Origin of the sequence: Neobacillus sp. GCM10023253, assembly GCF_042653105.1 — a bacterium.
In the GTDB taxonomy this organism is placed as follows: Bacteria; Bacillota; Bacilli; order Bacillales; family Cytobacillaceae; genus Neobacillus; species Neobacillus citreus.
In genome coordinates, this window is sequence record NZ_JBHSHV010000029.1 from 183,596 (window position 1) to 197,501 (window position 13,906).

General features: G+C 42.5%; 11 protein-coding genes. 6 read left to right on the forward strand and 5 right to left on the reverse strand.

Going from position 1 to position 13,906, the window contains the following annotated elements; genetic code table 11:
- Window positions 1-171 precede the first annotated feature (171 nt).
- Together ACFPA1_RS28110 and ACFPA1_RS28115 are read left to right on the forward strand one after the other, a co-directional pair.
- Window positions 172-1,299 (forward strand): GerAB/ArcD/ProY family transporter, encoded by a 1,128-nt coding sequence (locus tag ACFPA1_RS28110; RefSeq protein WP_378588227.1) that lies wholly within the window; start codon window positions 172-174, stop codon window positions 1,297-1,299.
- A 123-nt stretch (window positions 1,300-1,422) separates the two neighbouring features.
- A complete protein-coding gene (locus tag ACFPA1_RS28115) occupies window positions 1,423-2,157 on the forward strand; it encodes a YqjF family protein (RefSeq protein WP_213147602.1) in 735 nt (244 codons plus the stop codon).
- 53 nt (window positions 2,158-2,210) lie between these two features.
- On the opposite strand, the gene ACFPA1_RS28120 is transcribed toward ACFPA1_RS28115, so the two are convergent.
- The 3 genes from ACFPA1_RS28120 to ACFPA1_RS28130 are packed head-to-tail and all read right to left on the reverse strand — an operon-like array spanning window position 2,211 to window position 4,971.
- The gene (locus tag ACFPA1_RS28120) at window positions 2,211-2,798 is read right to left on the reverse strand and encodes an undecaprenyl-diphosphatase (protein WP_213147601.1); all 588 of its coding nucleotides are present in this window, start codon (window positions 2,796-2,798) and stop codon (window positions 2,211-2,213) included.
- A gap of 29 nt (window positions 2,799-2,827) precedes the next feature.
- Window positions 2,828-3,514 (reverse strand): response regulator transcription factor, encoded by a 687-nt coding sequence (locus ACFPA1_RS28125; RefSeq protein ID WP_213147600.1) that lies wholly within the window; start codon window positions 3,512-3,514, stop codon window positions 2,828-2,830.
- Window positions 3,514-4,971, reverse strand: a complete 1,458-nt coding sequence (locus ACFPA1_RS28130) for a sensor histidine kinase (RefSeq protein WP_378588232.1) — start codon at window positions 4,969-4,971, stop codon at window positions 3,514-3,516. Before ACFPA1_RS28130 ends, ACFPA1_RS28125 begins: the two co-directional genes overlap by 1 nt.
- Before the next feature lie 276 nt (window positions 4,972-5,247).
- Between ACFPA1_RS28130 and ACFPA1_RS28135 the strand changes: the two genes are divergently transcribed.
- From ACFPA1_RS28135 to ACFPA1_RS28150, 4 genes are all read left to right on the forward strand, one after another.
- Window positions 5,248-7,107 carry a sigma 54-interacting transcriptional regulator gene (locus ACFPA1_RS28135; RefSeq protein ID WP_241113816.1) on the forward strand — a complete coding sequence of 620 codons (1,860 nt, stop codon included), beginning with the start codon at window positions 5,248-5,250 and terminating at the stop codon, window positions 7,105-7,107.
- A gap of 117 nt (window positions 7,108-7,224) precedes the next feature.
- On the forward strand, window positions 7,225-8,562 hold the full coding sequence (locus ACFPA1_RS28140) for a GntP family permease (protein WP_213147598.1): 1,338 nt from the start codon (window positions 7,225-7,227) through the stop codon (window positions 8,560-8,562).
- 18 nt (window positions 8,563-8,580) lie between these two features.
- A complete protein-coding gene (locus tag ACFPA1_RS28145; RefSeq protein WP_213147597.1) occupies window positions 8,581-9,489 on the forward strand; it encodes an NAD(P)-dependent oxidoreductase in 909 nt (302 codons plus the stop codon).
- Window positions 9,490-9,502: 13 nt separating this feature from the next.
- Complete coding sequence (locus ACFPA1_RS28150) at window positions 9,503-11,029, forward strand: CoA-acylating methylmalonate-semialdehyde dehydrogenase (RefSeq protein WP_213147811.1); 1,527 nt, start codon at window positions 9,503-9,505, stop codon at window positions 11,027-11,029.
- A gap of 154 nt (window positions 11,030-11,183) precedes the next feature.
- Here the strand turns inward: ACFPA1_RS28150 and nspC are convergent, their stop codons facing one another.
- Both nspC and ACFPA1_RS28160 read right to left on the reverse strand, forming a co-directional pair.
- On the reverse strand, window positions 11,184-12,311 hold the full coding sequence (gene nspC, locus ACFPA1_RS28155; protein ID WP_378588236.1) for a carboxynorspermidine decarboxylase: 1,128 nt from the start codon (window positions 12,309-12,311) through the stop codon (window positions 11,184-11,186).
- Between the two features lies 1 nt (window position 12,312).
- Window positions 12,313-13,554 carry a saccharopine dehydrogenase family protein gene (locus tag ACFPA1_RS28160; protein ID WP_213147595.1) on the reverse strand — a complete coding sequence of 414 codons (1,242 nt, stop codon included), beginning with the start codon at window positions 13,552-13,554 and terminating at the stop codon, window positions 12,313-12,315.
- Window positions 13,555-13,906: the final 352 nt, after the last annotated feature.

Here is a 13,906-nt window from a genome sequence, read left to right on the forward strand (position 1 = left end):
GTCATTTCCCTCATATTCCTATTATATTTAAGGTTATTATTTCCTCTTACATTAGGCATATTCTATTTAACGAGGGTCATTATAAAACAATTATGTGGAGGTTTAATTTACCAGCTGAAAGCTCACAATAATGAATATTCATTTTGGTTGTTAGGGAAGGACATTAACCTAATGGAAAAGGCGAAGATTGATGCAAGGCAGCTGTTTTCTCTCATGTTTCTATTTCAATTAGGAACCGGCATTGTGACGAGCATAGGAAAGCATGCAAAACAAGATGCTTGGATATCAATCGCACTTGGCATGGCTGGAGCACTCATTCTATTTTTCTTTGTATACTTTCAAATATTCAAGCGTTATCCAACCCTTCCTTTTACTGGGGTTTTAGTTCAGGTATTTAGTAAATATATCGGGCTGCCTCTTGGCTTCGTGTATATTTGTTATTTTTTCTTTGCCGGTGCATATAACGTCCGGCATTTAGGGGATACAATGGGGACCTATATTCTATCTGAAACACCGGTCCCTGTTATTATTTTCATCAGTCTCTTATTGGTTTCTTATGGCTGTTACTTAGGGATTGAAGTATTGGGAAGGTCGGCGGAGATCTTAATTGGCGCAATGGTTGCCTTTGGCGTTATTGGAAATATAACGGTTATTGCTTCCGGGATTATAAAAATTAAAAATGTACAGCCGGTTTTAGAATTCGGCTGGCTGCCGGTACTTAAACAGGCTGTACCCTTAACGGTCTTTTTCCCGTATGGGGAAGTCTTTCTTTTCCTTATGATTTTCCCTTACTTAAATCAGCCCAAATTGGTAAACAGAACGGGTTTGTTGTCCATCTTGTTAAGCGGTTTAGGCCTTTCCTGGACCTTTCTATTAATTATTAGTGTAATTGGAGTAAACGCACAGGACGTTGAAATTCCGCTGCTTCTTGCCGTTGAAAAAATTAATGTTGGCGATATTATCCAGAGAATGGACTCGATTGTGGTTGGGACATTTGCCGTTGGATTTTTCGCAAAAATATTCCTATATGTTTATGTCGTGGTGATTGGGTTAGCCGATATTTTTAAGTTTAAAAGGTATCAGCCATTAATTTTACCGGTCGTTGCCCTCATTTTTATTACCTCTGTCTTAGGGGCGAAAAATAAAGTTCTCTATCAAGATTTTTTTTATTTTAAAATGTGGTATGTAATTGGTTTACCGCTTCTGGTCGTGATTCCTGTCATTGTCCTTATTGTGATATGGGTTCGAAATTATATTGGTTCATCACGAACCAATATTCCGAATCAGAAAAAAAGTTAAATATAAAGGAACGAAAAAAATGGTAATAAATTGGCTGCTTCCGACGATCTTGTCGTGCTTGATCAGGCGACAAGTGATGTATCTAAAGTGCCTTTAGCCTATAAAAAGCAGGGGTGAGTTCGTATGGATCTCCTTCATTCCTTTCAGGATTTATCGAAAAATTGGATTATGAAGCAATCATGGCGGAATTTATTATTTGCCCATTGGCCCGTTCCTGTGGATGTGATTCGGCCGTTTGTTCCTAAAGCGTTACAAATCGATACGTTTGAGAGATATGCCTGGATTGGCATTGTTGTGTTTGTGATGGATGGGATTTTTCTGCGCGGGTTGCCGAGACTGCCGTTATTTGCAAAGTTCCCGGAAATCAATGTCCGTACCTATGTGAAATATAAAGGAAAGCCCGGCGTCTATTTTTTATCACTTGATGCACCGCATTGGGCAACCTATACCATTGCACGGAAGTGGTACCGGCTGCCGTATTTTTATTCTGAGATTCATGCTTGGGAAAACCGAGTGGAGTTTTCTTATAATAGTGTTAGAAAAGATCGGAAAAGCCCTTCTTCTGTGGGGTTCGACGGGAAGTTTAGCTCTGCTTCAGATGTTTATTTTGCAGAAAGCGGAACCCTTGATCACTGGCTAACGGAACGATATTGTTTATACAGTGTTGATGTAAAAGGGAACATTTATTGCGGCGAGATTGACCATCCCCCCTGGCCATTGCACCGTGCAGAAGCGGATATCTACCAAAATACCTTGGTTGCTCCTTTTAAGTTTGACCTTCCAAAGATGGCACCGTTTCTTCATTTTTCACCTGGGGTTGATTCTATTTTTTCCAATATTAAGAGAGTAAAGGATTGAGCGAAAGTAAAAAATGGCGAACAGTATGGGAGACTGTTCGCCATTTATACTATTTAGGATCTTCTTAAAACGATGTTTTCCGCGCGGTCATATAGCCCGATGACAAACTCACCTAGCTTATGAAAGATAGTAAACCTTGCAAATAGAAAATGAACTAAGAAGGCTGAGCCCACACCAATCACCATTCCGCCAATGACATCCAGCGGGTAATGGACGCCGGTCCAGACGCGTGACAAGGAGATGCCGGCAGCAAGCAGCAGCCAAATCCAGCCGTCACGCTTCCGCCAAATCCAGATCGAAGCGGCGATGACGAAGGCTGCCGTCGCGTGATCGCTCGGGAATGAGGCATTTCTTGCATGATGAATCAGCCAATGAACATGATGCGAGACAAACGGGCGGTCTCGATAAAAAAACATGCCGATCAAGACGTTGATTCCTAAAGCAAGGCAGGCGGAAAAACAAGCTTCGACCACCATTCTACGATTCTTTGCTTTTTGAAAAAACCAATAGAAAAGTATTCCTGCCATAAACAAATACTCTGCTTTTTCTGCTAACAACACCATTAATGGGTTAATCACCCGTTCGCTGACCGCTAGATGATTAATCCATTGAAACATGGTGTAATCTAGGTTGGATAGCATGATGACCCTCCTAATGATGTATCTTTAGATTACCCTTTAAACCGATACCCTGCACCCCAAACCGTCTCGATATATTGGGGGTTGGATGGGTCGGTTTCAATCTTTTCGCGAATCCTTCGGATATGGACAGTGACGGTGGAAATGTCGCCCATGGAATCGAGCCCCCATACCCGTTCAAATAATTGCTCCTTGCTGAAGACACGGTTTGGATTTAGGGCCAGAAAGGTTAATACATCGAATTCCTTGGTGGTAAAAATAATCTCTTCGTCGTTTATATATACCTTTCTTGACGTTTGGTCGATCCGAAGGCCGCGGATTAGGATGCTGTCATTCTGTGGCACCTTGCCGATTAGTCGCTGGTAACGGGACAGATGCGCCTTTACTCGTGCCACTAGCTCGCTCGGACTAAACGGCTTGACGATATAATCGTCTGCTCCAAGCCCCAAACCACGAATCTTATCGATATCTTCCTTTTTCGCCGAAACCATCAGGATGGGGATGTCTTTCTCGGTTCGGATTGTCTTGCAAATTTGGAACCCGTCTACTCCCGGTAGCATCAGGTCGAGCAGCACGAGGTCAAAATCCTCCGCCAGTGCTTTTTTTAGTCCGGCATCTCCAGTGAAAGCAATTTCAACCGAGAAACCCTCTATTTCTAAATAATCCCGTTCAAGCTCGGCAATACTTTTATCATCTTCAATAATTAAGATGCGTTTCACTACTCAACACCCGCCTTTTTCAACGTGAAAAGTATCGTCGTTCCATGTTCTTCTTGGCTTTCCGCCCAGATGGACCCCTGGTGCTCTTCAATAATTCGTTTCGCAATCGATAGGCCCAGGCCACTTCCGCCTTTGTCCGTTCCCCGCGCCGAATCGGCACGATAAAAACGGTCAAATATTAAGGATAAACTCTCCTTTGCGATTCCAGGGCCATTATCTGTCATTTTAAAAAGAACATAGGAATCGTTTGTAGATAAATGAAAGGACAACACTTTGTCCAGTTTATCAATGTATTTCAAGGAATTATCGACAATATTGGTGATGACCCTTTTCAAATTCTCACGGTCTCCAATCACTTGATAATCCCCAGATTTTTCGATGTTTAAGTTAATATCAACCCGTTTTCCTTCCACATCAAAACTAAGCTCTTCAACAAAATCCTCCAAATAGTGGTCGAAGTGAATTTTTTCAAAATGAAAAGGAAGACGCTGCAAATCCAGTTTAGAGTACAAAAAGAGTTCTTCAATCATCCGGTCGAGCTCGTTTGCTTTCGAAAGAATCGTCTGCATGTAACGGTCCATTTTTTCCGGGCTGTTGGCAACTCCGTCGCGGATTCCTTCCATGTACCCTTTGATGGTCGTGATCGGTGTTCTTAAATCATGAGAAATGTTGGCAATCAGCTCTTTGCGGTTTTCCTCATAGGCAAGCTGTGTTTCAATCGATTCCTTTAATCTGACCCGCATTTCCTCGACGCCCAAGGCAAGCTGGCCGATTTCATCCTTGGAGTAAACAGGAATCGGGATGCTGAGGTCGCCTTCCTTCATGCGCTGGGCAGCCTTTTGCAGTCCGCGGATTGGGCGAACAATGCTTTTGGAGACATAATAGGTCAGCAGTCCATTCGTGCCGATTAAAACCAGAATTAATAAGGTAAATAAAATCGGGAAGAAGGTACGCACGAATTTGGTCACGCCGCTTGCGTCCTTGACAAAAAACAAGGAGCCCTCGGAACCATCAGGATAATAGAAATCCAGCTTTTTTATCGAAACGAATTGGTGATTTACCTGCTCAACCGGTTCGATTTCCCGGAAGAGGCCAAATGGCGGTAGTTCACTCTTGTCCAAGTCTTTTAATTTTTCGGGTAAATATATGATGTGCTTGCTTTTTCTTACAATTAAAGAGGTATCGGCCTTTTGATTTAATTGGCTGTCAAGATTTTCGAGATAAGCTGGATCCATGAACAGCCCCGGATTTTTCAAGGTTTCCTTGTGCAAATCAATAAAAAACTGATTTTTATCTGATATTTTCTTGTAATGCTCCGGAGGGAGGTAGATCGCCCGCAATTCTTTAACATCCGTTTTAAACAGTAACGCGACTAATACGGCGGATAAGCAAACAAAGATAATCGGCACAAGAATCATGGCGAGATTGGATAATACAAGCCTTAATTTAATGGACATCGATTTCCACTGCTTTCTTTTGGAATTCTTTTGCTTATAAAAATCTTATTAACATCCAGCGTTGATACTGTTATTATCATATATCAGCAGCCGCTTCGCAATGAAACGGCCGACAAGATAATCATAGCCAATTAGGCTAAACGGGCTATTAAGTAGGTATTAAAAATTTATTAAATTATGGGGGAGGGGGAAATAGGAATCTTTTGAGTTTCCAATATAGGAATATTGCCAACCTGTGTCGAAATTAGTCATATACGAATATGGGGAGTGGAATCAGTGAGAGATCATTTAGTTGAACAGGATGACCTTTTTCATCACGAGCTGCTTGAGGCTGGCCGGTGGGTGACGACAGATTTCCATGCTTTGCCCTATACTGCCACGTTGAAAGAGGCGGCGGAGTTTTTTCTATCAGCGAAACAAAATGAAGTAGCTATTGTCGATCAGCATCAGCGTTATTTAGGGGAGTTATCGGTAGCAATGGTGATGAAGGCTGCTGTCCAAGGTGTATCACTGGAGGAAACAATCGAACAATATTATGACAGCAGCGTCAAACCTCTTGCTTATAATGAAATTCTTTCTGACATTTCACTAATGAGTAAGACTAGCGTACCCGTCGTCGACCGCGACAATGTACTAATAGGGATGTTAACGAAAAACAACATTCAAGATGGATTCTCCCAAATCTATCAAAAGCTGCAGCTCCTCGAAAATACTGCCGAATGGTTCCATGTCAGCTTTGATAATATTTACGAAGGTATTGTGGTTGTGGATGAACATGGATATGTAAAGATGATTAACAAGGCCTACTCCAGCTATCTGGGTGTCGAGAGAGACTGGGCGATTGGTCAGCATATTATCAATGTCATTGATGCGACCCGTCTGCATATTGTTCTGCAAACCGGAATTCCTGAACACAACCAAGTTCAATTTTTAAAAGGGCAGGAAGTGGTGGCCCACCGAATTCCAATATGGAAAAATAATAAAATCATCGGTGGAATAGGGATTTTGGTATTTCGCGGAGTTTCTGAGTTATATCATATTTTTGATAAAATTCAGGAATTGCACAATCAGACTGGACTAAAGACATTATCTATTGTGCAGCCGAAGCCAAAGGAAGAACCCATTACCTTTAACGATGTTATAGGAGAAAGCAAGAGCATTATCCATTCCAAAAATATGGCACGCCGCGCTGCCGCTTCTCCAGCCACCATTTTGATTACCGGGGAGAGCGGGGTGGGTAAGGAAATCTTTACGAAAGCCATCCATTCCATAAGCAGTTATAAAGATGGACCTTTTATTAGTGTCAACTGCTCGTCCATACCCGAACAATTGCTTGAATCCGAGTTATTTGGATATGAAGAAGGCGCTTTTACAGGTTCAAGGAAAAAGGGGAAGCCAGGGAAATTTCTTTTAGCACATAAAGGGACGATTTTTCTAGATGAAATCGGGGACATGCCGTTAGAGATGCAGGCGAAAATTTTAAGGGTCCTGCAAGAACGGGAAGTGGAACCAGTCGGCGCCACAAAACCGATATCGGTTGATTTTCGTTTGATTGCTGCGACGAATCGGCCGCTTCATGAAATGGTGGAAGAAAATAAATTTCGAGAAGATCTATATTATCGTTTGAATGTTATTCCTATTTACATTCCGCCGTTAAGGGAAAGAAAAGAAGATATTCCACTTTTAATTGGCCATTATATGAAGTCTATTTGTCAAAAACATCATATTCCCATTAAGGATATTAGTAAAGAAACCGTCATGGCGATGATGAATTATGAATGGAAGGGCAATATTAGGGAATTGGTGAATGCCTTGGAGCGATTAATTACACTAGTGGATGGGAACTGCATTTATTATGATGACTTTAAACGATATTTTCTGGATTCGAATCTACCTAAGGAGAAGATAGAAGCGAATTTACAGGATACAGCTAACAAGATTAGCAATCTAAATTCTTTGGAAAAAGTAAAACAAAACCACGAAAAAGAGCTATACCTAAGAATCATTCAAGAAGAAAACGGAAATAAAACGAAGGCGGCAAATCGCCTGGGAATATCCAGAGCTACTTTGTATAACAAATTAAAGGGATTTAAGAATGAAGTGTATAAGAAAATAGACAACCGTATAAAAGATTAGGCATTTTGTCTAATCTTTTATACGGTTTTTGTTTGATAATTCTATATTTTCTAACACGTGGAGATTGGCACAATAATTGCATTATAAAAAGACAAGTACAAAATAGGAGGTGCCTAGGTGGTCATTAGCTTTATTGGCTTTTTTATCGGATTAATTCTATTAGTTATTTTAACGATGCGCGGAGTTAATATCATTATCGCTGCGTTGGTATGCTCGGTGATTCTTGCTCTAACAAGTGGGCTGTCTTTAGAGAAAGCGCTTACTGATAGTTATATGGGTGGATTCGTCGGCTACTTTTCTTCCTGGTTTCTCGTTTATTTGCTGGGAGCTATTTTTGGAAAGGTGATGGAGGAAACAAAAGCCGCGGATGCCATCGCGGAATGGGTAAAGGTGAAAGTTGGCGCCAAACGGGCGGTCTTTGCCGTTGTCGCAGCGTGTGCACTCATGACGTATGGCGGAGTTAGCATTGCGATTGTCGGATTTTCCGTCTATCCGATTGCAGTTTCTTTATTTAAAGTGGCAAACTTGCCCCATCGTTTTATCCCGGGTGCCATCGTGTTTGGATCGATTTCCTTTACGATGACATCACCTGGATCACCGGAGGTTCAGAACCTGATTCCGATGCAGTTTTTTCACACACAACCGACGGCTGGCGGTCTAATCGGCTACCTAATTGGTATCTTTATCATGGTGGCAGGAGGTTATTGGTTAAAGTTTATGGTCAGCAATGCAGTGAAAAATGGTGAGGTGTTTAAGCTGCCGGGTGCTGGTGCGTCAGGTTCAGCAATGGCAGAAACAGCGGCAACGATTGAAGCTGATGGAGGGAAAAAGGAATTGCCGAATATTTGCCTCGCCATACTGCCTTTAATCGTGGTGGTTGCGGTGTTAAATATCAGTTCCAAATTTATGTCGCCAACGGCTGCAGCCTTGCTTGCCTTATTCACAGGGGTTGCAACAGCGTTAGTATTTATGAATAAGTATTCCCGCAAGTACGGCCTTATTTTTGGCAAAGGAAGTGAAAACGCGATTGTTGCAACGGCCAATATTTGTGCCGTGGTCGGTTTCGGTTCTGTAGCGAAAGAGGCTCCGGCCTTTCATGCGATTGTTGATTCGCTTGTCGGTATGCCGGGGATGGCATATGCAGGCTTGGCGGCTGCAGTCACCATCATTGCCGGCGTCACAGGTTCAGCGTCAGGCGGACTTGGAATTGCCCTGCCTATTCTGGCACCGATCTACGGAGCACAAGGTATGGACCCTGGAGCGATGCACCGTATTTCCTCGCTTGCATCAGGCGGATTGGACTCGCTTCCGCATAACGGCTATGTCGTTACAACCATAAGAGCCGTATGTAATGAAACACACCAGCAGGCCTACAAGCCAATCTTTATTCTTAGCGTTGTTTTACCGATGATTGCTTTAGTATTAGCGGTCATACTTTATACAATCTTTTATTAAAAAATAGGAGGGATCTTCATGGAGCAAAAGAAAACAATTGCCTTTATTGGACTAGGGAATATGGGACTTCCAATGGCAATCAATCTAGTAAAAGCAGGATATACCGTTTATGGAACGGATACCAATCCTAATGCTGAAGAGCAATTTCACCAGGCAGGGGGACAAACAGGAGTGCCGGCAGAGCTGCTGGTGAAACAGGTGGATTATGTTTTAACCAGTCTGCCAACACCGCAAGTAGTAGAGCAGGTCTACTTAAGTAAAACTGGCATCATCGAAAATGGCCATTCATCCTTGACTATCATTGATTTTAGTACAATCTCCCCGCAACTGAATGAAAAGGTATATGTAAAAGCCAAGGAAAAAGGAATTAGCTATCTTGGAGCGCCTGTAAGTGGAAGCGTTTCCGGAGCGATTGACGGCACGCTTACCATTATGGTAGGCGGAGAAAAGCCGGTATATGAGCAATCTCTTCCTGTTCTAAAGGTCCTTGGGGAGAATCTTTTCCACTTAGGAGAAGGTCCTGGAGTAGGGACAGTGATTAAGCTTTTAAACAATTTAATGATTGGTTTTTATACACAGGCCGTGGCAGAAGGAGTCGCACTTGGCGAGCAACTTGGAGTCAACCCGGATACCATCTATGATGTTCTTAGTGTAAGTTTCGGCCAAAGCAGAGTTTACGAGCGAAACTACAAAAGTTTTATTGCGAAAAATAACTATGAAGGTGGATTCTCTACCAATCTTCTGTTGAAAGATTTGAAGCTGGCCAAACAAATGGCAGTCGAAAGCGGCGGTTCACTGCCAATCGGTGATCTATTGATTGATTTTTATACAAAGGCAGCCGAAGAAGGCTATGGGCCTATGGATATGTCCTCGGTTTATTTAAAGGTAAAGGAACTAAATACATTACAGACTGTATCACAATCGTAAGGAGGAAATAATGATGACAACAAATATTGAAACTGCAGCGAAAACATTAACACATTTTATCGGCGGTGAAATGAAAGAAGGACAGAGTGAACGGTTTGCAAAGGTTTATAATCCGTCAACAGGCGAAGTGACAGCTCTTTGTCCACTAGCTTCGGAAGCAGAAGTCAATGAGGCGGTGGAGATTGCGAATAAAGCATTTCCAGCGTGGAAAAAAACTTCTGTTGCGAAAAGAGCGGAGGTAATCTTTAATTTTAGAAATCTATTACTTCAGGAAATCAACCAATTAGCGAACATGATTGGATTAGAAAGTGGCAAAACCGTATCTGATGCTAAAGGGGAAATTTTACGCGGAATTGAATCGGTTGACTTTGCTTTAAATGCGCCGCATCTTCTAAAAGGGGAGTATTCCGTTAATGTCGGCGGAAAGATTAACTCGTACTCTATTAAACAACCGTTAGGCGTAGTAGCGGCTATCTCTCCGTTCAATTTCCCGGTCATGGTGCCGCTTGCTATGACCTCAATGGCCGTGGCTGTCGGGAATGCAGTTATTTTAAAACCATCTGAGCGGGTTCCTAACTCAGCTTTGTTTATCTCAGACCTATGGAAAAAAGCAGGCCTGCCGGATGGAATCTGGACGATTATTAATGGCGACAAAGAGGCAGTCGATGCGCTGCTGCACCATCCTAAGGTATACGCTATTTCCTTTGTCGGTTCAACTCGGGTGGCGGAATATGTTTATCATGAGGGAACCCGCCATAATAAACGAGTGGCAGCGTTTGGCGGCGGAAAAAACCATATGGTCATCATGCCGGATGCTGATATAGACCAAGCTGTCACTTCGTTCCTTGGTGCAGCATATGGTTCTGCTTCCCAGCGCTGCATGGCCATTTCTGTCGCAATGCCGGTTGGCCAAAAGACAGCTGAAGCGTTTGTAGAAAAATTAAAAACCCGCGTCGAACAGCTCAAGGTTGGAGCATACAACGATGAGGAAGCCGATTTTGGCGCTGTCATTACACAGGAATCAAAAGACGCGGTCATCCGTTCCATCAATGAAAGTCTTAGCGAAGGGGCACAGCTTTGTGTGGATGGGCGTAACCCAGAGATTAGTGAAACGGATAAGGGCTTTTATTTAGGGCCGACCCTCTTAGATGGTGTCACACCAGAAATGAAAATTTACCGTGATGAAGTATTCGGACCGGCCCGGATTGTCGTACGGGTTGACAGCCTAGACGAAGCGATTCAGCTGATTAACGACCATGAATACGGAAACGGCGTAACGATTTTCACAGACAATGGTGCAGCTGCGAGAAAATTCACAGAAGAAATTGAGGTAGGGATGGTTGGAGTCAACGTGCCAATTCCAATCCCGGTTGGCTACCATAACTTCGGAGGCTGGAAGGGCTCCAAGTTTGGCGACGGACACATGTTTGGCCCAGACACCGTCCGCTTCTTTACCAAATCCAAAACCATCTCCGAAAGATGGAACGATTCCAAGCAAGTTGAAAGTAAAACAGAATTTTCATTTCCTAGTAACCAATAGGCTATAAATTTAGAAGAGGCTGTCCAAAGCATAGGGGAGCCAAGATGAAGGACACTATTTATCAATTTAGTGGGACCAAAAAATCCACCATATACCATGGCGTTAAAATAGCAAAAACCAGACCCATCTCCCGAGTCTGGTTTTTCTATATTTTTTAAGCTAGTCGCATTTTAAAATCTTGATAGCCGAATTCGCGGACGATTTTGCAATCGCCGTCTTTGCCTTTTACTGCAATGGCTGGAAGTGCCATGCCGTTGAAGGTAGTGTTTTTAACCATGGTATAGATGGCCATATCGCCGAACACCAAGCGGTCGCCGCTCTTTAATGGTTGGTCAAAAGAATAATCGCCGATCACATCGCCTGTCAGGCAGGTTTGCCCGCCAAGACGATATGTATACGGCTTCTCGCCTGCTTCGCCTGAACCAAAGAGAGGAGGGCGGTAAGGCATTTCTAATACGTCAGGCATATGGCAGGTTGCAGACGTATCAAGAATAGCGATATCCATTTTATTTTGGTGTAAATCAAGGACAGATGTAATCAGATAGCCAGCGTTAAGTGCAATCGCTTCTCCCGGCTCTAGATATACTTCCAAGCCGTATTTTTCTTGCATTCTCTTAATACAAGCTTCTAGTCTAGGAATATCGTAATCTTCTCTTGTAATATGGTGGCCGCCGCCAAAGTTGATCCATTCCATTTGTGGAAGCCATTCTCCGAATTTTTCTTCCACTGCATTAAGAGTTGTTTCTAGGTCGTCAGAGTTTTGCTGACAAAGGGTGTGGAAATGAAGTCCGGACACACCTTCAAGCAATTCTGGGTGGAAAAGTTCTCTAGTCACGCCGAAACGGGAACCAGGTGAACATGAATCGTAAATCGCATGTCCAATTTGAGTGGAGCATTCTGGATTGATGCGCAAGCCCACTTTTCTGCCGGCTTTTAATGCTTTATCCTTAAATTTTTCTAACTGTGAGAAAGAGTTAAAGATAATGTGATCACAAATCGAAATGATTTCATCGATTTCATCTTCACGGTATGCAGGGGCAAAGACGTGATTCTCTTTGCCCATTTCTTCGTAGCCTAACCGTGCTTCAAACAAACCGCTTGCTGTAGTACCACTTAAATATTGTCCAATGAGGGGATACATTGTTGTCATAGAAAAAGCTTTTTGCGCTAAAACAATCTTCGCTCCGGTACGCTGCATAACGCCGTTAAGGATTTTAAGATTCTTTTCAACAAGCTCTTCATCGACTACATAACATGGTGTTGGTAGTTCTTCAAACCGCATTTTAGCGAACTAGCTCCGGCTTTTTTGCGTCTTCTGGCAGTTCATCAACAAGAACTGGATTGAAATCCTCTACCCATGGAAGTCCCCATTTGTTTAACTCTTCCATGAATGGATCTGGATTGAATTCTTCGATATTGTATACGCCCGCTTTGTTCCATTTGCCAGTTAAGATCATGGCGGCACCGATCATCGCAGGAACACCAGTGGTATAAGAGATGGCTTGAGAGCCGACTTCTTTATAGCATTCTTGATGGTCACAAATATTGTATACGTAATAAGTTTTATCTTTGCCGTCCTTTTTCCCTTTGAAGATACAGCCAATGTTTGTTTTACCGACTGTACGAGGTCCAAGGGAAGCTGGGTCAGGTAATACAGCTTTCAAGAATTGAAGCGGAATGATTTGCTTTCCTTCGAATTCGATTGGTTCGATAGAAGTCATTCCTACGTTCTCAAGAGCTTTTAGGTGCATAATGTAGCTTTGGCCAAATGTCATGAAGAAACGGATCCGCTTAAGTCCTGGCATGTTTTTTGCAAGGGATTCAAGCTCTTCGTGGTAAAGAAGATACATATCCTTTTCGCCAACTTCCTTGAAGTTGTAAACGCGTTTGATTTCCATTGGATCTGTTTCAACCCATTCGCCATTTTCCCAATAACGTCCATTTGCGGAAACTTCACGGATGTTGATTTCTGGGTTAAAGTTTGTTGCGAACGGATAGCCATGGTCGCCGCCGTTACAGTCAAGGATGTCGATATATTCAATTTCATCGAAATAATGTTTTAATGCATAAGCAGAGAATACGCCTGTCACGCCTGGGTCAAAGCCGCTTCCTAACAGGGCAGTAATACCGGCTTTTTCAAAGCGCTCTTTGTATTCCCATTGCCATTTGTATTCAAATTTAGCAGTATCTTCAGGCTCATAGTTTGCTGTGTCCATGTAGTGTGTTTTCGTTGCAAGACAAGCATCCATGATGGTTAAGTCTTGGTATGGCAATGCCAGGTTCATAACGATATCTGGCTTTACTTCATTAATTAACGCGATTAGCTCATCAACGTTGTCTGCATCTACTTGAGCAGTGGTAATTTTTGTTTTGGTTGTGCCATCTAATTTAGCTTTAAGCTCGTCACATTTTGATTTTGTACGGCTTGCAATACAAATCTCTTCGAATACTTCGCTGTTTTGAACACATTTGTGAACGGCAACAGATGCCACGCCGCCTGCCCCGATAATAAGTGCTTTACCCATTTTCATATCCCCTCACTTAATAATATTTTTTTGCGCAACAAAAAAAGCAAGTGTGAACCGCATATTCGCTGCACAACACTTGCTTTAGATATAGTCGTCATATTAAAAAGCATAAGTATACCGTAAAAAGTTCACACGGATACCTCTACCATAATGGTTAATTGGACATTATGAAGAAAGCTTCTAATAATCAAAATATATCAATTGATCAGAGTCTATATAGCAAATAATGCCTTTTTCCACTCTTATTGACCGTTTCACAAGTTGTGTGCATACGCACTGGTTGTAAAGTAACCAACTTATAAAATTTGAGCTTTTAACTCAATCAATAAGGCAACCAAGTTGCCACTCG

Excerpts from the sequence above, each read along its gene's own strand:
- ACFPA1_RS28110 (WP_378588227.1), top strand. The coding sequence starts at position 172 with ATGGAAAAGGCGAAGATTGATGCAAGGCAGCTGTTTTCTCTCATGTTT.
- ACFPA1_RS28115 (WP_213147602.1), top strand. The coding sequence starts at position 1,423 with ATGGATCTCCTTCATTCCTTTCAGGATTTATCGAAAAATTGGATTATG.
- ACFPA1_RS28120 (WP_213147601.1), bottom strand. The coding sequence starts at position 2,798 with ATGCTATCCAACCTAGATTACACCATGTTTCAATGGATTAATCATCTA.
- ACFPA1_RS28130 (WP_378588232.1), bottom strand. The coding sequence starts at position 4,971 with ATGTCCATTAAATTAAGGCTTGTATTATCCAATCTCGCCATGATTCTT.
- ACFPA1_RS28145 (WP_213147597.1), top strand. The coding sequence starts at position 8,581 with ATGGAGCAAAAGAAAACAATTGCCTTTATTGGACTAGGGAATATGGGA.
- ACFPA1_RS28150 (WP_213147811.1), top strand. The coding sequence starts at position 9,503 with ATGACAACAAATATTGAAACTGCAGCGAAAACATTAACACATTTTATC.
- nspC (WP_378588236.1), bottom strand. The coding sequence starts at position 12,311 with ATGCGGTTTGAAGAACTACCAACACCATGTTATGTAGTCGATGAAGAG.
- ACFPA1_RS28160 (WP_213147595.1), bottom strand. The coding sequence starts at position 13,554 with ATGGGTAAAGCACTTATTATCGGGGCAGGCGGCGTGGCATCTGTTGCC.